Annotated in this window: 20 protein-coding genes and 1 other RNA gene; 2 read left to right on the plus strand and 19 right to left on the minus strand. The window is 65.7% G+C overall.

What is annotated here, in order from left to right:
* From atpD to H7A86_RS17310, 8 genes are all read right to left on the minus strand, one after another.
* Positions 1–1,407 (minus strand): F0F1 ATP synthase subunit beta, encoded by a 1,407-nt coding sequence (atpD, locus tag H7A86_RS17275; protein ID WP_104583247.1) that lies wholly within the window; start codon positions 1,405–1,407, stop codon positions 1–3.
* 125 nt (positions 1,408–1,532) lie between these two features.
* A complete protein-coding gene (gene atpG / locus H7A86_RS17280) occupies positions 1,533–2,396 on the minus strand; it encodes a F0F1 ATP synthase subunit gamma (RefSeq protein ID WP_065032896.1) in 864 nt (287 codons plus the stop codon).
* 112 nt (positions 2,397–2,508) lie between these two features.
* Complete coding sequence (gene atpA, locus H7A86_RS17285; RefSeq protein WP_104535126.1) at positions 2,509–4,056, minus strand: F0F1 ATP synthase subunit alpha; 1,548 nt, start codon at positions 4,054–4,056, stop codon at positions 2,509–2,511.
* A gap of 47 nt (positions 4,057–4,103) precedes the next feature.
* On the minus strand, positions 4,104–4,631 hold the full coding sequence (locus H7A86_RS17290) for a F0F1 ATP synthase subunit delta (protein ID WP_104583245.1): 528 nt from the start codon (positions 4,629–4,631) through the stop codon (positions 4,104–4,106).
* A gap of 3 nt (positions 4,632–4,634) precedes the next feature.
* Positions 4,635–5,105, minus strand: a complete 471-nt coding sequence (locus H7A86_RS17295; RefSeq protein ID WP_016901014.1) for a F0F1 ATP synthase subunit B — start codon at positions 5,103–5,105, stop codon at positions 4,635–4,637.
* A gap of 113 nt (positions 5,106–5,218) precedes the next feature.
* Positions 5,219–5,521, minus strand: a complete 303-nt coding sequence (atpE, locus tag H7A86_RS17300; protein WP_002814105.1) for a F0F1 ATP synthase subunit C — start codon at positions 5,519–5,521, stop codon at positions 5,219–5,221.
* Positions 5,522–5,593: 72 nt separating this feature from the next.
* Complete coding sequence (atpB, locus tag H7A86_RS17305) at positions 5,594–6,394, minus strand: F0F1 ATP synthase subunit A (RefSeq protein WP_039421795.1); 801 nt, start codon at positions 6,392–6,394, stop codon at positions 5,594–5,596.
* A gap of 25 nt (positions 6,395–6,419) precedes the next feature.
* Entirely contained in the window at positions 6,420–6,785 is a 366-nt protein-coding gene (locus H7A86_RS17310; RefSeq protein WP_016901016.1) for a hypothetical protein, read from the minus strand.
* Positions 6,786–7,314: 529 nt separating this feature from the next.
* On the opposite strand from H7A86_RS17310, the gene H7A86_RS17315 reads away from it, so the two are divergent.
* Positions 7,315–8,127 (plus strand): hypothetical protein, encoded by an 813-nt coding sequence (locus H7A86_RS17315; protein WP_042594608.1) that lies wholly within the window; start codon positions 7,315–7,317, stop codon positions 8,125–8,127.
* A 137-nt stretch (positions 8,128–8,264) separates the two neighbouring features.
* On the opposite strand, the gene H7A86_RS17320 is transcribed toward H7A86_RS17315, so the two are convergent.
* The 6 genes from H7A86_RS17320 to H7A86_RS17345 form a co-directional block, all read right to left on the minus strand.
* Positions 8,265–8,552 carry a hypothetical protein gene (locus tag H7A86_RS17320; protein ID WP_119131763.1) on the minus strand — a complete coding sequence of 96 codons (288 nt, stop codon included), beginning with the start codon at positions 8,550–8,552 and terminating at the stop codon, positions 8,265–8,267.
* 52 nt (positions 8,553–8,604) lie between these two features.
* Positions 8,605–10,440 (minus strand): dihydrolipoyl dehydrogenase, encoded by a 1,836-nt coding sequence (lpdA, locus tag H7A86_RS17325; protein WP_119131762.1) that lies wholly within the window; start codon positions 10,438–10,440, stop codon positions 8,605–8,607.
* A gap of 16 nt (positions 10,441–10,456) precedes the next feature.
* Entirely contained in the window at positions 10,457–11,104 is a 648-nt protein-coding gene (locus H7A86_RS17330; protein ID WP_119131761.1) for a hypothetical protein, read from the minus strand.
* Positions 11,101–12,873, minus strand: a complete 1,773-nt coding sequence (locus H7A86_RS17335) for a dihydrolipoyllysine-residue acetyltransferase (RefSeq protein ID WP_119131760.1) — start codon at positions 12,871–12,873, stop codon at positions 11,101–11,103. The genes H7A86_RS17330 and H7A86_RS17335 overlap by 4 nt, the downstream gene beginning before the upstream one ends.
* 128 nt (positions 12,874–13,001) lie before the next feature.
* Positions 13,002–13,787: a DUF2884 family protein gene (locus H7A86_RS17340; protein WP_119131759.1), complete on the minus strand. Its 786-nt coding sequence runs from the start codon at positions 13,785–13,787 to the stop codon at positions 13,002–13,004.
* A 234-nt stretch (positions 13,788–14,021) separates the two neighbouring features.
* Positions 14,022–14,540: a DNA-deoxyinosine glycosylase gene (locus tag H7A86_RS17345; protein ID WP_119131758.1), complete on the minus strand. Its 519-nt coding sequence runs from the start codon at positions 14,538–14,540 to the stop codon at positions 14,022–14,024.
* 184 nt (positions 14,541–14,724) lie between these two features.
* Between H7A86_RS17345 and H7A86_RS17350 the strand changes: the two genes are divergently transcribed.
* Positions 14,725–15,396 carry an OmpW/AlkL family protein gene (locus H7A86_RS17350; RefSeq protein ID WP_016901022.1) on the plus strand — a complete coding sequence of 224 codons (672 nt, stop codon included), beginning with the start codon at positions 14,725–14,727 and terminating at the stop codon, positions 15,394–15,396.
* Positions 15,397–15,657: 261 nt separating this feature from the next.
* Here the strand turns inward: H7A86_RS17350 and H7A86_RS17355 are convergent, their stop codons facing one another.
* From H7A86_RS17355 to H7A86_RS17375, 5 genes are all read right to left on the minus strand, one after another.
* Positions 15,658–16,215 carry a CcdC protein domain-containing protein gene (locus H7A86_RS17355; RefSeq protein WP_104583237.1) on the minus strand — a complete coding sequence of 186 codons (558 nt, stop codon included), beginning with the start codon at positions 16,213–16,215 and terminating at the stop codon, positions 15,658–15,660.
* Positions 16,216–16,240: 25 nt separating this feature from the next.
* Positions 16,241–16,317, minus strand: a non-coding RNA gene (locus tag H7A86_RS17360) — sX9 sRNA.
* Positions 16,318–16,379: 62 nt separating this feature from the next.
* On the minus strand, positions 16,380–17,183 hold the full coding sequence (locus H7A86_RS17365) for a MetQ/NlpA family ABC transporter substrate-binding protein (RefSeq protein ID WP_024940265.1): 804 nt from the start codon (positions 17,181–17,183) through the stop codon (positions 16,380–16,382).
* 136 nt (positions 17,184–17,319) lie between these two features.
* A complete protein-coding gene (locus tag H7A86_RS17370) occupies positions 17,320–18,015 on the minus strand; it encodes a methionine ABC transporter permease (RefSeq protein WP_119131757.1) in 696 nt (231 codons plus the stop codon).
* Positions 18,012–19,019, minus strand: coding sequence for a methionine ABC transporter ATP-binding protein (locus tag H7A86_RS17375; RefSeq protein WP_104583235.1), 1,008 nt, complete (start codon positions 19,017–19,019; stop codon positions 18,012–18,014). The genes H7A86_RS17370 and H7A86_RS17375 overlap by 4 nt, the downstream gene beginning before the upstream one ends.
* Positions 19,020–19,104: the final 85 nt, after the last annotated feature.

The raw sequence follows: 19,104 nt of genomic DNA on the forward strand, positions 1-19,104 counted from the left end.
TCAGGCCTTGGCGCTCATCTTGTTGGCTTTCTCGACGGCTTCTTCGATGCTGCCGACCATGTAGAACGCCTGCTCCGGCAGGTGGTCGTACTCGCCGTCGCAGATCGCCTTGAAGCCGCGGATGGTGTCCTTCAGCGAGACGTACTTGCCCGGCGAGCCGGTGAACACTTCGGCCACGTGGAAGGGCTGGCTGAAGAAGCGCTCGATCTTGCGTGCGCGCGAGACCGACTGCTTGTCTTCTTCGCTCAGCTCGTCCATGCCCAGGATCGCGATGATGTCCTTCAGTTCCTTGTACTTCTGCAAGGTCTGCTGGACGCGCTGGGCGGTGTCGTAATGCTCGTGGCCGATCACCAGCGGGTCCATCTGGCGGCTGGTGGAATCCAGCGGATCCACCGCCGGGTAGATACCCAGCGAGGCGATGTTACGGCTCAGCGTGACGGTGGAATCCAGGTGGGCGAAGGTGGTCGCCGGCGACGGGTCGGTCAGGTCGTCCGCGGGCACGTACACGGCCTGGATCGAGGTGATCGAACCGCTCTTGGTCGAGGTGATGCGCTCCTGCAACACGCCCATTTCCTCGGCCAGGGTCGGCTGGTAACCCACTGCCGACGGCATGCGGCCGAGCAGCGCGGACACTTCGGTACCGGCCAGCGTGTAGCGGTAGATGTTGTCGACGAACAGCAGCACGTCCTTGCCCTTGCCGCTGGCGTCCTTCTCGTCGCGGAAGTACTCGGCCATGGTCAGGCCGGTCAGCGCAACGCGCAGACGGTTGCCCGGCGGCTCGTTCATCTGGCCGTACACCATCGCAACCTTGTCCAGCACGTTGGAGTCTTTCATCTCGTGGTAGAAGTCGTTGCCCTCGCGGGTACGCTCGCCCACGCCGGCGAACACGGACAGACCCGAGTGCGCCTTGGCGATGTTGTTGATCAGTTCCATCATGTTGACGGTCTTGCCGACGCCGGCGCCGCCGAACAGGCCGACCTTGCCGCCCTTGGCGAACGGGCACATCAGGTCGATGACCTTGATGCCGGTTTCCAGCAGCTCGGTGCTGGAGGACTGGTCTTCATACGACGGCGCAGCGCGATGGATTTCCCAATGGTCCGATGCCTGCACGTCGCCGGCTTCGTCGATCGGGCGACCCAGCACGTCCATGATGCGGCCCAGCGTCCCGGCACCGACCGGCACCGAAATCGCACGCTCGGTGTTGGTGGCCAGCAGGTTGCGCTTCAGGCCGTCGGTGGAGCCGAGCGCAATGGTGCGCACGACGCCATCGCCGAGCTGCTGCTGCACTTCCAGGGTGATTTCGGTGCCATCGACCTTCAACGCGTGATAGACCTTCGGCACTTCATTGCGCTGGAATTCGACGTCGACGACCGCGCCGATGATCTGAACGATCTTGCCCTGACTCATTTGGATAACTCCACTAATGTCTGTTCGATTCTGGTGTCGGGAATGGGGAATCGAGAATGGGGAATGGGAAGATCAAGAGCACCGACGGCCTTGCCTATTCCCGTTTTCCGATTCTCCATTCCCGGCTAGACAGCGGCCGCGCCGCTGACGATTTCCGAAATTTCCTGGGTGATCGCCGCCTGGCGCGCCTTGTTGTAGACCAGTTGCAAGGTGCCGATCATCTTGTTGGCGTTGTCGCTGGCGGCCTTCATCGCCACCATGCGCGCGGCATGTTCGGAGGCCACGTTTTCCAGCACGGCCTGGTACACCAGCGACTCGATGTAACGCGTCATCACGTGCTCCAGCACGGTCGCGGCATCGGGTTCGTACAGGTAATCCCAATCGTGGTGGGCCACCTTGTGCTCGGCGGCCGGCAGCGGCAGCAGCTGATCGAAGCTGGCCTTCTGCGTCATCGTGTTCACGAAGCGGTTGTAGACCAGATACACGCGGTCCACCTTGCCCTCGACGAAGGCATCCAGCATCACCTTGATCACGCCGATCAACTGCTCGATCTGCGGGCTGTCACCCAGATGGGTGACACTGCCGACCATGTTGACCTTGATGCGACGGAAGAACGCCGAGGCCTTCTGCCCGATGGTCACCACGTCGATCTCGGCACCTTTGTCCTGCCACGGGCGCACTTCGCCCAGCATCTTGCGGAACAGGTTGTTGTTCAGGCCGCCGGCCAGCCCGCGGTCCGAAGAGATCACGATGTAGCCGACCCGCTTGACCTGCTCACGCTCGACCAGGAACGGATGCTGGTAGTCGGTGCTGGCCTGCGCCAGATGCCCGATCACCTGCTTCATCGCCTGCGCGTACGGACGCGAGGTCTTCATGCGGTCCTGCGCCTTGCGGATCTTGGAGGCCGAGACCATTTCGAGCGCGCGCGTCACCTTGCGGGTGTTCTGCACGCTCTTGATCTTGGTTTTGATTTCGCGTCCGCCTGCCATACTCGCTCGCTTCGCTCGCTTAGTGGGAATGGGGAATCGTGAATCGGGAATTGGCACAGCCAACCCGCTTTGACGATTCCCTATTCTCGATTCCCGATTCCCGCAGCTGGATTTACCAGCTGCCCGTAGTCTTGAACTCTTCGATGCCCTTCTTGAAGGCAGCTTCGATGTCGTTGTCCCAGCCGCCGGTGGCGTTGATCTTGGAGATCAGCTCGCCCTGGGTGTTGGCGAAGTGCGCGTGCAGGCCTTCTTCGAACGCCAGCAGCTTGTTGACCGGCACTTCATCGAGGTAACCCTCGTTGACGGCGTAGATCGACAGCGCCTGGTTGGCGATGGACATCGGCGCGTACTGCTTCTGCTTCATCAGCTCGGTGACGCGCTGACCGCGCTCGAGCTGCTTGCGGGTGGCTTCGTCCAGGTCCGAGGCGAACTGCGCGAACGCCGCCAGCTCGCGGTACTGCGCCAGCGAGATACGGATGCCGCCGGACAGCTTCTTGATGATCTTGGTCTGGGCCGCACCACCGACGCGCGACACCGAGATACCGGCGTTCACGGCCGGACGGATACCGGCGTTGAACAGGTCGGTTTCCAGGAAGATCTGGCCGTCGGTGATCGAGATCACGTTGGTCGGCACGAATGCGGACACGTCGCCGGCCTGCGTTTCGATGATCGGCAGCGCGGTCAGCGAACCGGTCTTGCCGGTCACCGCACCGTTGGTGAACTTCTCCACGTATTCCTCGGACACGCGCGCAGCGCGCTCGAGCAGGCGGGAGTGCAGGTAGAACACGTCGCCCGGATAGGCTTCGCGACCCGGCGGGCGCTTGAGCAGCAGCGAGATCTGGCGGTAGGCCACGGCCTGCTTGGACAGGTCGTCGTACACGATCAGCGCGTCTTCACCGCGGTCCATGAAGTACTCGCCCATGGTGCAGCCGGCATACGGGCTGATGTACTGCATCGCGGCCGACTCGGACGCGGTCGCAGCCACCACCACGGTGTGCGCCAGCGCGCCGTTCTCTTCGAGCTTGCGCACGATGTTGGCAACGGTCGAGGCCTTCTGGCCGATCGCCACGTACACGCACTTGATGCCGGTGCCCTTCTGGTTGATCACCGCATCGATCGCCAGCGCGGTCTTGCCGGTCTGACGGTCGCCGATGACCAGCTCGCGCTGGCCGCGGCCGATCGGGATCATCGCATCGACCGACTTGTAGCCGGTCTGCACCGGCTGGTCGACCGACTTGCGCCAGATCACGCCGGGCGCCACGCGCTCCACCGGTGCGGTCTGGGTGGCGCCCAGCGGGCCCTTGCCGTCGATCGGCTCGCCCAGCGCGTTGACCACGCGACCGAGCAGCTCCGGACCGACCGGCACTTCCAGGATGCGGCCGGTGGTCTTGGCCACGTCGCCTTCGCGCAGGTTTTCGTAATCGCCCAGCACCACGGCGCCGACCGAATCGCGCTCCAGGTTCAATGCGAGCGCGAAGGTGTTGTTCGGCAGTTCGATCATTTCGCCCTGCATCACGTCGGCCAGGCCGAAGATGCGCACGATGCCGTCGGACACGCTGGTCACGGAGCCTTCGTTGCGCGACTCTGCGGACAGCTTGACCGCCTCGATGCGGGTCTTGATCAGGTCGCTGATTTCGGAGGGGTTGAGCGTGGTTGCCATCGTTCAGTCCTAGGTGCCGGCCGCGAGGGCCATGCGTTTATGTGAATTCAGTGGGCGAGCGAGCTTTGCAGACGCGCAAGCTTGCCCTTCAGCGAGCCGTCGATGACCACGTCGCCGGTGTCGATCACCGCGCCGCCGATCAACGAGGCGTCCACCGCGGTGGTGATGTCCACCTCGCGGCCGAAACGCTTCTTCAGCGCAGCAGCGATCGTGTCCAGTTCCGCCTGGCTCATTGCAGCCGCCGAGGTCACCGTCGCCTTGACGACGTGTTCGGCGTCGGCCCGCAGCTGTTCGTACAGTCCTGCCACTTCCGGCAGCAGCGACAGCCGCTGCGCGTCGGCCAGCAGGCCGAGGAAACGCAGATAGTCTTCGCTCGCCTGCGGCGGTGCCAGCAACGTCACTGCCTGATCCTGGCGCAGCGCCGGGTTGAGCAGCAGCGCGGCCACGCGCGGGTCGCCGGCCACCTGCGCCGAAAACGCCAGCGCATCGGACCAGGGCGCGAAGTTGCCGCCCTCACGCGCGATCGCAAACGCGGCGCGGCCGTACGGACGGGCAAGTGTGAGGGCCTGACTCATCGATTAAATCTCCGCCGCCAGCTCGTCGAGCAGCGCCTTGTGGGCGTTGGCATCGATTTCGCGCTTGAGCAGCTTCTCGGCACCGCTGACGGCCAGCACGGACACCTGCTTGCGCAGTTCCTCGCGGGCACGCGTGGCGGACGCGTCGATCTCGGTCTGTGCCAGATCCTTCTGGCGGTTGGCTTCGGCAATTGCCTCGTGCTTGGCCGCTTCGATGATCTGGTTGGCGCGCGCATGGGCCTGATCGATGATCTCGTTGGCCTTGGTGCGTGCGTCCTTCAGTGCTTCGTTGACCTTTTCCTGCGCCTGCGCCAGATCCTTCTGACTGCGATCGGCCGCAGCCAGACCTTCAGCGATCTTTTGCTGACGCTCTTCGATCGCCTGCAGCAGCGGCGGCCAGATCTTGGTCGCGACGATCCAGATCAGACCGGCGAAGGCCAGCGCCTGGGCAAAGATGGTAAGGGTGATATCCATGGGTCGCTCAATCGCTGTTTAGGGGTGAAAGCGCCACCGCGGGGCGACGCTTTCCGACCTTCATCCGCGGGGGCAACCGCACGCGGTTGCCTCCACATCCTGCTACCGCTGGATCAGCCGGCAGCCTGCGACAGACGCTCGATGAACACCTGGGCCAGCGGGTTGGCGAAGGCGAACAGCAGGCCGACAGCGACGCTGATGATGAACGCGGCGTCGATCAGGCCGGCGGTGATGAACATGCGGACCTGCAGCACCGGGATCAGTTCCGGCTGGCGCGCGGCAGATTCCAGGAACTTGCCAGCCATGATGGCCAGACCGAGGCCGGCACCCAGCGCGGCCAGGCCGATCATGATGCCGACGGCGAGGACGGTGGAGCTCTGGACTTGAGCGAGGTTGGTCAGGACGGCGAGGTACATGGTGATCTCCGAACGAAAGTTTCTAAGGGTGATGGATGAATCGGGATGAAGCAGATGAAGGGTGCAGCAAACTCAGTGACTGTCTTCGGCAAGGCTCAGATACACGATCGACAGCATCATGAAAATGAAGGCCTGCAGCGGAATCACCAACAGGTGGAACAGCATCCAGCCGAGGCCGAATACGCCGCCAGCGACCATGCCGGCGATGCCCGCACCGCCCAGCACCCAGATCAGCAGGAAGACGATCTCGCCGCCGAACATGTTGCCGAACAGTCGCATCGCCAGCGAAATCGGCTTGCTCAGCCACTCGACGATGTTCAAGAGCAGGTTGAACGGCATCATCCACTTGCCGAACGGCGCCGTGAGGAATTCCTTGGTCATGCCGCCCACGCCCTTGGAGCGCAGCGAGAACACGATCATCAGGAAGAACACGCTGATCGACATGCCCAGGGTGGCATTGACGTCGGCGGTCGGCACCGGCTTCCAGGCGTGGATACCGGCCCAGCCCAGCGGGATGGCGATGAAATCGGCCGGGATCATCTTGATGAGGTTCATCAACAGGATCCAGAAGAAGATGGTGATCGCGATCGGCGTCACCAGCTTGCTGCTGCCGTGATAGGTGTCCTTGGCCTGGCGGTCGACGAACTCCAGGCAGATCTCGACAAACGCCTGCCACTTGCCAGGCACGCCGGCGGTGGCATTGCGGGTCGCCGTCCAGAACGCCAGGACCATGACCAGGCCCATCAACACCGCCATGACCAGGGTGTCGACGTGGATGGTCCAAAACGTGCCGCCACCCTCGCGAACCGGATAGATCAGGTTCTGCAAGTGATGCTGGATATAGGAGGTAGGTGTTGCTGCCTCGCCCGCCATGTGTCCGGAGCCCTTTAAGTTCGAATCAACGCCTGGCCAGAGCCAGAACCTGAAAAATCAGCCCGATGGCGATACCCGCCAACAAGGCCAGAGGAGGCAGCCGCCACAGGCCGAAGCCGAGCGCCAGCGCCACGAAAACCAACACCCACTTCAACACCATCGCCAGAATCAGCCGGACCATGGCAATGCCGGCTGCCTGAATACCGCCACCTAGCGCGGTACGTGCTGCCACCCAACCGCCCAGCACCGTCGCAAACCCGGTCAGTGCCAGACCGGCAGAGTAACGGGGACCGACCAACAGCAACCCCAGACTGGTTATAGCTACGGCGGCAAGCGGATATACCGCAGCGCGCAGCATCAACCGCCGACCCGCGTCAACGGAGTTCAGCACTACGGTTACCTTACGTGTGAATGAGTGGGAAGCGCAGATGCGCCTCGTCGAGCCGCGAAAGTATAGCAATGGGACAAATTGCGAGACAACCGGCAGAGGTCATCCGTTGCTGCGGCGCACCAGACAGGGGGCGCCGCAGCGGGTGGGAACTTTGCCACAAACTGGCGGTCATAACCGCCGAGGCCTGCACATCCTCGTCGAAAGGTTCCGCCGCAGGTCGCGTATGGGAGCCCCGGGCCACCGGGGCTCCTGCTTTTTTACGCATTTTGTCGCACCCTGCAACCTTCCCATCGGCGGTCCAATCAGCGCAGTCGCCGCGCGACGCCGGTGGTATCGCGTCACCGTTGGCGCCCCACTGCGCAGCGCACGACTAATGTCGGAGCGCCTGCGGCAGCGGACCGTTTTGTCCGATTGCTATCTTGCCCTTCACGCGTATGCGACAGCTCCTTCACTTATGGAAGACGCCGTCTTATCGAAGATGCGCGGCACAGGCCCAACCGCCTGATCATTCCAAGAATCGGAGCTCCCCATGAAACACCTCCTCGCACTGGCCATCCCGTGCGTATTGGCTGCCGCCTATGCCGCGCCGGCGCACGCCGAAGATACCGATGACCGCTTCCAGATCCGTCTGGGCGCGATGAACATCGACAACGACAACACCTTGCGTGGCAACACCGTGGTGGCCGGCAACGAAATCGCGCTGGACCAGGATTTCGATTTCGGTGGCAAGGAGTGGGAGCCGCGCATTGATGGTGTGTTCCGCATGAGCACCCGTCAGCGCTTGATCTTCGACTACTTCAAGTACGACAAGGATCGCCGCGAGACCCTGGGTGAAGACGTCAGCGCCGGCGGCTTCACCGTGCCGAGCGGCAGCTTCATCAAGGGCGAGCTCAAGTACCAGGTGGCGAGCCTGGTGTACGACTACTCCGTGGTCGACACCCCGGAATTCAGCCTGGGCCTGCAGATCGGTGCCGAATACGCCAAGGTCGAGGCGAACGCATACGCCGACCTGGGCGACGTGTTCACCGGCGACGTGCTGGACGAAAGCGAAGACGGCGTGGCGCCGGTGGTCGGTATCCGCTTCACCGCACGGCCGAGCGAGCATTGGCTGTTCAACGTGCAGGGCCAGTACCTCAACACCAGCTGGGGCGACTTCGGCGACTATTCGGGCGACCTGAGCCGTGCCAACGCGATGGCCGAATACCGCTTCACCAAGAACTTCGGCATCTTCGCCGGCTACGACTGGTTCAAGCTCGACGTCGACCAGCGCGGTAGCGACGGCCTGATCGGCCTGAAGCAGGAGTTCAAGGGCCCGGTGGCCGGCGTGACGTTCGCGTTCTGATTCTTCCGGGCCCGGGACCCGGACCCCGAAAAAGCAGCTTCATGCAGAACCCCGCAGCGATGCGGGGTTCTGTCGTTTAACGGATGCGTGGCAAGTAACCGACGCGGCTGCAACCCAGGGCAGCAGCGGACACACGCTCAGGGCGGCTTGGTCGCACCCGCTACCAGCAGATGCTGGTGCGTGGTGCAGTAGCACTCGTCGTGCCAACCGTAGTGCGGATCGGTGCAGATTGCATGCTGCACCGTTGCCGGCAGCGACGCCACGTCGCTGCGCAAGTCGCGCTTCAGCGAGACGAACACCGAGCCCGGATGTGGCCAGTCGGTCCGCCGCGGCGGCTCGGCGATCCGGTTGCCGCTGGCCAGTTCGTGCTGCAGCAGCGCCTGCAGTTCAGGACACAGATCGCCCTGCCCCATCACGACCTCCATGCGTCGACTCACCACCGCGGCGACCGCACCACACGCAGCGGCAAGGCCGTGCTTACTTCTTCTTCGGGATGTACAGGTCGGTGATGGTGCCGTCGTAGACCTCGGCGGCCATGCCGACCGACTCGCTCAGGGTCGGATGCGCATGGATGGTGTGGCCGATGTCTTCGGCTTCGGCGCCCATCTCGATCGCCAACCCGATCTCGGCCAGCAGGTCGCCGGCGTGCACGCCGACGATGGCACCACCGATGATGCGATGGGTGTCTTCGTCGAAGATCAGCTTGGTGAAGCCCTCGGTGCGGCCGATGCCGATCGCACGGCCGCTGGCCGCCCATGGGAACTTGGCCACGCCGACCTTCAGGCCCTTGGCCTTGGCCTCGGTCTCGGTGACGCCGACCCAGGCGATTTCCGGGTTGGTGTAGGCCACCGACGGGATCACCCGCGCCACCCACTCCTTCTTCTCGCCGGCAGCCACTTCGGCGGCCAGCTTGCCTTCGTGGGTGGCCTTGTGCGCCAGCATCGGGTTACCGACGATGTCGCCGATGGCAAAGATATGCGGCACGTTGGTGCGCATCTGCCGATCGACCGGAATGAATCCGCGATCGGTGACGGTAACGCCGGCCTTTTCCGCGCCGATCTTCTTGCCATTGGGCGAGCGGCCCACGGCCACCAGCACGCGGTCGAACGCAGTGGCCTGCAGGCCGGGTTTCTCGCCCTCCACGGCCGCTTCGAACGACACCGTGATGCCGGCGCCGTCGGCGGTGACGTCGGTGGCCTTGGTCTTGAGATGGACCTCAACGCCCTGCTTCTTCAGCCGATCGGCCAGCGGCTTGACCAGGTCCTTGTCGGCACCTGGCATCAGCTGGTCCATGAACTCGACCACAGTGACCTTGCTGCCGAGCGCGCTGTACACCGTGGCCATTTCCAGGCCGATAATGCCGCCGCCGACCACCAGCAGGGTCTTGGGGATGTCGTGCAGTTCCAGCGCGTCGGTGGAATCCATCACGCGCTTGTCGTCCCACGGGAAGTTGGGCAGCTTCACCGCCTGCGAGCCGGCGGCGATGATGCAGTGCTCGAAGCGCAGCAGCTGGGTCTTGCCGTCGTCGCCGACGATCTCCAGCTCGTTGGGCGACACGAACGACGCCACGCCGGTGACGGTACGCACCTTGCGCTGCTTGGCCATGCTGGCCAGGCCGCCGGTGAGCTTGCCGACCACCTTTTCCTTGTACTCACGCAGCTTGTCCAGGGTGATCTGGGGCTGGCCGAAGTCCACGCCAAAGTCGCCGGCATGCGCCACTTCGTCGATCACCGCGGCGGCATGCAGCAGCGCCTTGGACGGGATGCAGCCGACGTTGAGGCAGACCCCGCCCAGGCTGGCGTAGCGCTCGATCAGCACCGTGTCCAGGCCCAGGTCGGCGGCGCGGAACGCGGCGGTGTAGCCGCCGGGGCCGGCGCCGAGCACCACCATCTTGCATTCGATATCGGCCGGCTTGCCGCTGGCCAGTGCCGGCTTGGACGGCGCCGGTTCGGCCGGGGCGCGATGCGACGGCGTCACCGGCGGCTTGCTGCCGGGCGCGGCAGCTGCGGGGGCCGCAGCAGGCGCAGCGGCCTTGGTCTCGGCCTTCGGCGCGGCGGGTGCGGCAGCGGCCTCACCTTCGGTTTCCAGCAGCAAGACCACTGCGCCTTCGGACAGGGTGTCGCCAATCTTGACCTTGAGCTCCTTGACCACGCCGGCGGCCGAGGACGGCACTTCCAGCGTGGCCTTGTCCGACTCCAGCGTCACCAGGCCCTGGTCCTTGACCACGCTGTCGCCGACGGCGACCAGCACTTCGATGACGGGGACATCGCTGTAATCGCCGATGTCGGGAACCTTGATTTCAATGACCGCCATTTGCTTCTCCTGTGGCTCAACCGGCCGTGCCGGCAAGCGTCTGCTGGAGTTCATCCAGCGACGATTCGATTTGGGTCCAGCGCTTGTCGCGCTTGTTTTGTTTGCTTTCGCTGGCTTCGATCAGCAACGCGGCCTGCTGCAGCAGCAGCTCGCCGGCGCCGCAGCTGGGGCGGGTGCCGCTGTAACGCACGCCATCGACCTGGAACGACAGCACCTCGCCCTCGCTTACCGGCGCGCTGCGGCCGACTGGCGCCAGTTGCGTCAGTGCGCCGCTCCAGTGGCTGACCAGGCGTTCTGCCAATGCCGCCGGGATCGGGATCTCCACCGTTTCCGGGGTCTGCTCGGTGCGGAACTGCACGCTGCCGCGGTCGCTCTGGCTGACCCAGCTGTAGACGCGCTCATCGGCGCGGCTATGCCGCAGGGTCCAGTCGGCACCATCCTTGCCCGGCACCAGCGACACCCCGCTTTCCAGGCCGCGGGTAGGCAGCGTCAGCAACGCCAGGCTCGGCCTGGTACCGGCGTCGAGCAGCGTGGTCACCGCGGTGCCGTAGTTGCCCACCGCCGGCGGCCAGCCGCGCCCGAGCGTGCTCTCGCACTGGCGTGCCGCCGCCGATGTCCACGGCAGCACGCCCAGCAGGGCAAGCGTCAGCAGCGCTGCTCTCACAGCAGGACGCGGCGCATGTCGGCCAGCACCTGGCTGAGGTAGGTGGTGAAGCGTGCGGCCAGCGCGCCGTCGATGACGCGGTGGTCGTAGCTCAACGACAACGGCAGCATCAGCTTGGGCGCGAACTCCTTGCCGTTCCACACCGGCTGCATCGCCGACTTGGACACGCCCAGGATCGCCACTTCCGGCGCATTGATGATCGGCGTGAATGCGGTACCACCGATGCCGCCGAGCGAGCTGATCGAGAAGCAGCCGCCGCTCATGTCGGCCGGGCCGAGCTTGCCGTCGCGCGCCTTCTTGGCCAATTCGCCGCTTTCCTGCGCGATCTGCAGCACGCCCTTCTTGTCGACGTCGCGGATCACCGGCACGACCAGGCCGTTCGGCGTATCGGCGGCGAAGCCGATGTTGATGTACTTCTTCAACGTCAGGTTTTCGCCGGCCGCATCCAGCGAGGCATTGAACTCGGGGAACTTCTTCAACGCCGCGGCACTGGCCTTGACCAGGAAGGCGAGCATGGTCAGCTTGATGCCGGCCTTCTCGTTCTCCTTGTTCAGCGCCACGCGCAGCGCTTCCAGGTCGGTGATGTCGGCCGATTCGAACTGGGTGACGTGCGGAATCATCGCCCAGTTACGCGCCAGGTTGGCACCGGAAATCTTCTTGATGCGCGACAGCGGCTGGGTCTCGGTCTCGCCGAACTTGCTGAAGTCCACCTTCGGCCAGGCCAGCAGGTTCAGCCCCGTGCCGCCACCGGCCGGCGTAGCACCGGCTGCGGCAGGCGTGCCGCCGCTGAGAGCGGCCTTGACGAAGCGCTGCACATCCTCACGGGTGATACGGCCGCCCTTTTCGCTGCCCTTGAGCTGGTTCAGGTCCACGCCGAGCTCGCGTGCGAACACGCGCACCACCGGGCTGGCGTAGGCCACCTTGGACGGCAGCACGCTGTCGGCGTCGAAGGTCACCGGCGGGCTGGACGGGCTGCCGGCGGACGGCTGGCCGCCCTGCGCAGGCTGCGCGGCCTCGCTGGAGCGGGCGCCCTGCACCTGTGCGATCTCGCGCTGGGCCAGCTTGTCCGGCACCGCGGACACCGCGACCGGCTCGACCTTGCCGGCGGTTTCGGCGGTGTCGGTGCTGGGCTTGGCCGGGGACTGCGCCGCACCGGCGCCGCCATCGCTGGCAGCGATGATCGCCACCACGTTGCCCTGCGAGAGCGTGTCGCCGACCTTGACCTTGAGTTCCTTGACCACGCCGGCGGCCGAGGACGGCACTTCCATCGTGGCCTTGTCCGATTCCAGCGTGACCAGGCTCTGGTCCTTGGCGACGGTATCGCCGACGGCGACCAGCACCTCGATCACCGGGATGTCGGTGTAGTCGCCGATATCAGGCACGCGGGCCTCGACCAGGCCGCCTTCCGAAGACGCGGCGGGCGCGGCCGGCTCGGCCTTGGCGGCAGGCGCCGGCGCGGCAGCGGCCTTGGCCGGGGCGGCGGGAGCGGCGGCCGGTGCAGGTGCCGCGGCGGTCTCGGTGCCGGCGTCGGCCACTTCGATCAGCGCGACCAGCGCGCCCTGCGACAGCGAATCGCCGACCTTGACCTTGATCTCCTTGACCACGCCGGCCACTGACGAAGGCACTTCCATCGTGGCCTTGTCCGATTCCAGCGTGACCAGGCTCTGGTCCTTGCTGACCGTATCGCCGACCGACACCAGCACCTCGATTACCGGGACATCGCTGTAGTCACCGATATCGGGGACAAGTGCTTCCTTGATTTCGGCCATACGGGGAACTCCGGCAACAGAATGGGGAAACCCCTATTGTGGCCGGCTGCGGCCCGCAGCGCCAACCATTGCCGTGAGAAAAGTCGCGCATCGGGCGGGACGCAGCGTTCGCAGGCGCAGGCGCCGGATCATTTCGACGCGTGGCGATCGACCCGCAACAGTTGCAATGGCTCGCCCGAGGGCAAACGATACGCCAGCGCATTGTCCAGGCCGTCGAGCGCTTCGACCCGTGCGCACAGTTGTTGCGCGCGTGGTCGCAGTGCACGCGCCTGCGGCTCGATCAGGCGCTCGATGCGCGTTTCCACCCCCTCCAGCGACCGCAGCTGCAGATCGTTTCCGGTCAGTGCCGACTGCACCGCGCCGGCGACGACATCGCCGATCAGCTGCGGCAGCAGCTCGGCCACCATCGCGCCGATGTCGTCATCGATATCGATCGAGGTCAGCTGGCTTTTCCCGAAGCTCTGCTTCAGGCGCATGTCGATCTTTTCGCGCACGGCCGCCAGTTGCACGCGCGTGGCCTCGGGGCTGCGGCTGAAGCCGGCCGCCACCTCGCCCAGCGCGGTGACGGCGATATCGGCCGCTTCGCGCCCGACCTCCTGCGCCAACGGCACTACCTCGCGGGTCTGCCGCTCGAACTGGATCAACCGGGCGCGATCGTCCGCGCTCAATGCGACCCAGCGGTCGTCGACGAACAACGCGCCCTGACGCAGCACCAGCCGCTGCGGCGCGCCCGACGTGTCCGACGTGTCCGACGTACCCGGGGTGCGGACCAGAATCACGCTGCGCGGATTGAGCGTGAGGTCGTAGTCGCTGCTGACGTTGCAGTGCAGATCGTCGGCGCTGGCGGCCTGTCCGGCGACCAGCAGGCCCAGCAGCAGGCCCGCTGCCCTCGGTCGTGCGTGCTTGATCGCCATCTGGTCGTTTCCGTTGTGCGTTGAGGGCAGCATGCCTGCGCAGGAGACGCACTTGCCCGTGCCGGAGGCTGGCATGACTTCCGGCCGGTGGCTGCGCCGTCGCCAGCACGGCCGGCACTGCGGTGCTCACACGTGCTGGCTGGACCGGCCGCATGCAGGCAGCTGGCGCCAACGGCGCCCTTCGCCCCACGGATGCCTCGATCGTGGAGTGGCTGGGTGGCGACCCAACCTCTGTTAATCCAGCGCGTCGCGCAGCGGCTGCCAGGCGTCGCACAGCCGTGGCAGCGACCATGCCGCATTGGCCGGGCTGGTGGATGGCAACGCCCACACCGGCACGGCATGCAACGCACCCGGCAGCAGCGGCCGCACATGCCGGCGCCATGCCTGCGCGGCGGCCGCGCCGTTGCAGGCCACTGCGCGCAGCTGCGGCAGCGTGGCCAGCCGCGCCGCCAGCGGGTTGACCACGATGCTGCTGGCAACGATGGCCGTGTCCAGGCTGCCGCGCCGCGCGCATTGGCCGATCACATCCCACAGGCCGATCCCGCAGCCGGCCAGCGCCTGCAGCCGGGCCGGATACGCCAACCCGGCATCGATGCCCAGCAATGCCTGCATCAGCGGCCAGAAACGGTTGCGCGGATGGGCGTAGTACATCGATGCCTGCAACGAGGCGTTGCCGGGCATCGAGCCGAGCACCAGGACACGGCAATCGTTAGGAATGTGCGCTGGAAGGCCCTGCAGGATGTCGGTTTTCATCACAACGGTCGCATCTGCGTGAATGCCTTTTTCAGCTTGCCCATTGCAGCCACGGCCTTCTCCGGAAACTTGCTGAACAAACGAAATTTTAGCGAGCCACGGGTGGGCGTGGATTCAGATTTTCAGGAATAGCTTTGGCGCGGCCCACTCCACGGGCCCAACAAGAATACTGAGGAGACCCCCAATGCGTGCCATTTCCATCCTGAGCCTGGCTGCCGTATCCGCACTTGCGTTTGCCCCGTCTGCATTTGCACAAGACACCACCTACACCGGCGATACCTCCTCGGCTTCCACCAGCGCCGACAGCGCCTCCGGAAAGCATTGGGCAGTGGTCGGCGGTGTTGCGCTGATCAAGCCGAAGAACGATCCGGCCCCGGGCCTCGACGTCGATGGCGGCCCGGCGCCGACGCTGAGCGCCAGCTACTACATCAACGACAACTGGGCCGTTGAACTGTGGGGCGCCGCCGACAAGTTCAACCACCGTGTCAACGCCGATGGCGTGGGCAAGATCGGCACCGTCGAGCAGCAGCCGATCGCCATCAGCGGCCAGTACCACTTCGGCCAGGCCGATAACGTGTTCCGTCCGTTCGTGGGCGTGGGCTACTACGAGTCGAACTTCAGCAACGAGAAGATCGACGCGGCGTCGGCCACCGGCCAGCACGTGGGCCTGGACACCGCCAAGGGTGTCATCGGCACCGTCGGCGTGGACATGAACATCAACTCCACCTGGTTCGCACGTGCCGACGCCCGCTACATGCGTTCGCGTCCGGAACTGCGCGTGGGCGGCCAGGGCACCGGCAGCGAGCTGGAACTGGATCCGTGGACCGTCGGCTTCGGCGTCGGCGCGCGCTTCTAAGCACGCGCAGGCAAGCGACGTTTCAGTCGAACAAAAACGGGCCGCAAGGCCCGTTTTTTTATGCGTGTGGAAAGCGCGGTGCTGCATCGATTGCGAAGCGCTGAATCTCGCACGCGATCTGCGTGGGAACGCTGCGTGCGAGGGATAGCCCGCCCGCGTCCGTGCCCTTCCATACCAGTGCGATTGCGATTGCCGGTGCGGGTAATACCGGTGGTGCCAGTGCCAGTGAAGCACCGCCATTCGCTACGTACGCGCGCCAGCTCACCGCCAGTAGACGCTGCCGCGCAGGCGCGCACTGCGCCAGCGCCACCACAGCAAGGTGGCATAGGCCAGCGCGTAGCCGAGCAAGACGCCGGCCGCGCCCAACAGGCTGGCGTGGCTGAGCCACCCTTCCGTGGGCCAGGCCGCTCCCTGCCAGGTGCTGCGCCACCCCTGCACCATGCCCGCGATCACGCGCACCACCACCAGCGCGGTCAGGGCCAGCACCAGCCACAGGTTGGGCCGGTAGAACAGGCCCTGCTGGGTGCGCTCGAAGCGGGTCAGGCGCAACGCCAGCAAGCCCAGCGCCAGCCCGCAGGCCCAGCCGAAGGCGGCGTGGCTGATCGCGCCCGGCCAGAACGCGGCGGCGATCAGTACGAAGATCACGAACAACACGGTGGACAGGCCGGCCGAGACCAGATTGATCATCAACAGCCAGCCACGCGCCTGCCGCCGCGCGGTACCGACACGAAAGCGCTGCACCAGCGACAACGGCAACAGCACCGCAAGTACCGCCAGGGCGATGATCACGGCCAGCGGAATGGCGAGGAGAAGTGGCATCGGATGCTCGGTGGCGGCAAGGAGTGACCAGCACGACGTAGCGCGCGGCCGTCAGGTGGACGTGGACGGCGCGCTCGGAACCGACGTGTCCGCGTGGTGCATGCCGACGCCGAGCAGCGACCGCGCCCGCCTGGCGGTCAGCGCGGTCGGTTCGTTAGCCGCTCTCAGAACGCCGGCAACACCGCGCCTTTGTACTTCTGCTCGATGAACGCCTTTACTTCCGGGCTGGTCAAGGCCTTGGCCAGCTTCTGCACGCGCGGATCGTCCTTGTTGTCCGGGCGCGAGACCAGGAAGTTTACGTACGGCGAATCCTTGCTCTCGATCGCCAGCGCGTCGCGGGTCGGGTTGAGGCCGGCGTCGAGCGCGTAGTTGGTATTGATCAGCGCCAGGTCGACCTGGTCGAGCACGCGCGGCAGCATCGCCGAGTCGAGTTCGCGGAACTTCAGCTGCTTGGGGTTCTCGACGATGTCGCGCTGGCTGGACAGGGCGTTGCTCGGATCCTTGAGTTTGATCACGCCCGCCTTGTCCAGCAGGATCAGCGCGCGGCTGTTGTTGCTGGGGTCGTTGGGAATCACCACGTCGGCGCCGTTGGGCAGTTCGGCCAATGCCTTGAACCGGCGCGAATACGCGCCGAACGGTTCGATATGCACGCCGACCACGGTCACCAGCTGGCTCTTGCGGTCGCGGTTGTAGGCATCCAGATATGGCTCGGTCTGGAAGTAATTGACGTCGATCTGCTTCTGCACGACCTGGTCGTTGGGCTGCACGTAGTCGTTGAACACGCGCACGTCCAGCTTGACGCCCTGCTTGGCCAGCAGCGGTTCGACCACCTCCAGGATCTCGGCGTGTGGCACCGCGGTGGCGGCCACCGTCAGCGTGTCGCCGCCGCTACTGCCGCCGCTACCGCCACAGGAAGCCAGGGCCAGCGTGGCCGCAGCCAGGAGGGAACGAAACGCGAATGTGCTCATGTAGGGGTCCGTGGGAGGAGGAATGCGGCACTGCCGCAAGAGGTAAACCTAGCAGACCGCGGGTGCAGCGGCGATTCGCAAGCGCGTGTGGCCTGCGCGGCCCTCCGCGCCACGCGGCACCCGGTCGCGGCAGACCTCAGCGCCGGCTGTAGCGTGCCACCAGCCAGTCGCCCAGCATCTGCAGCAGCTGCACCAGCACCAGCAGGGCGATCACGGTGATCAGCGCGACATCCGAATGCGAGCGCAGATAGCCCTCGCGGTACGCGACATCGCCCAGCCCGCCGGAGCCGATCGCACCGCCCATCGCGGTGAAGCCGATCAGCGCGATGGTGGTCACGGTGGCACCGGCGATCAGGCCCGGGCGGGCTTCGGGCAGCAGCACGCGCAGCACCAGCTGGCGGGTGGTGGCGCCCATCGCCTGGCTGGCCTCGATGATCCCGCGGTCCACTTCGCGCAAGGCGGTTTCCACCAGCCGCGCATAGAACGGCGCGGCACCGACCACCAGCGGCAGGATCGCGCCGCGCACGCCCAGCGAGGTGCCCATCAGCGTCAGCGTGAGCGGAATCATCGCAATCATCAGGATGATGAAGGGCACCGAGCGCAGCAGGTTGATCACTGCCGCGAGCGCGCCGTACAGCACCGGGCGGCGGCGCAGCTGCGGGGCGCCGCACAGGAACAGCGCCACCCCCAGCGGCAGGCCGATCAGCAGCGTCAGCGGCAGTGCGCCGGCGAGCATCAGCAGGGTGTCCAGGGTGGCCTGGCCGATGTCGCCCCACTTGCCGGCGTCGAGATTGCGGAAAAACCCGCTGGTGGTCGCGATCGACAGGGTCATGCGCGCAAATCCTCCACATGCACGCCGGCGGCGACGAAGCCGGCGCGTGCCGCGTTATGGTCGCCACCGGTCAGGGCGACGATAAGCTGCCCATACGGGGTGTCCTTGATGCGGTCCACGCGCCCGGACAGGATGTTGTAGTCCACCCCGGTCTCACGGGCGATGCGGCCGAGCACCGGTTCATAGGTGCCGTTGCCCAGGAAGGTCAGCCGCACGATGCTCCCGCCCACCGCAGCGAAGTCGCGATGCAGCTCGGCCTCGTCCACGTGTTCGGCCTCGGACACGAAGCGCCGGGTGGTGGGGTGCTGCGGATGCAGGAACACCTCGGTCACCGGGCCGGTTTCCACCAGCTTGCCGGCATCGAGCACCGCGACGCGGTCGCAGACCCGGCGGATCACGTCCATCTCGTGGGTGATCAGCACGATGGTCAGGCCCAGCTCGCGGTTGATCTGGGCCAGCAGCTGCAGCACCGAGGCGGTGGTCTGCGGGTCCAGCGCGCTGGTGGCCTCGTCGCACAGCAGGATCTGCGGCCGGGTGGCCAGCGCGCGCGCAATGCCCACGCGCTGCTTCTGCCCGCCGGACAGCTGCGCCGGGTACTTGCCGGCGTGCTGCTCCAGCCCGACCCGCGCCAGCAGCTCGGCCACGCGCGCATCGACCTCGGCGCGCGGGGTACCGGCCAGTTCCAGCGGAAACGCCACATTGCCGGCCACGGTGCGCGAGGACAGCAGGTTGAAGTGCTGGAAGATCATCCCGACACGCCGGCGCAGCGCGCGCAGGCCCTGGCTGTCCAGCGCGGTGACGTCCTCCTCGCCGATCAGCAGCCGCCCGCCGCTGGGTTCTTCCAGCCGGTTGATCAGCCGGATCAGCGTCGATTTGCCGGCACCGGAGTGGCCGATGATGCCGAACACCTCGCCGGGGCCGATCCGCAGGTCGAGGGGATGCAGCGCCACGACCTGGCGACCGTCAACGGAATAAGACTTGTGCAGGCGCTGAAACTGGATCACCGCGCGTGGCCGATTGGGGGGCCGTGAAGCCTACCAGTCAATGTTTGCGGACGATATTCCATTAGGTTCTAACCGTGGGGATTCG

Origin of the sequence: Xanthomonas euroxanthea, from assembly GCF_903989455.1 — a bacterium.
Classification (GTDB): Bacteria; Pseudomonadota; Gammaproteobacteria; order Xanthomonadales; family Xanthomonadaceae; genus Xanthomonas; species Xanthomonas euroxanthea.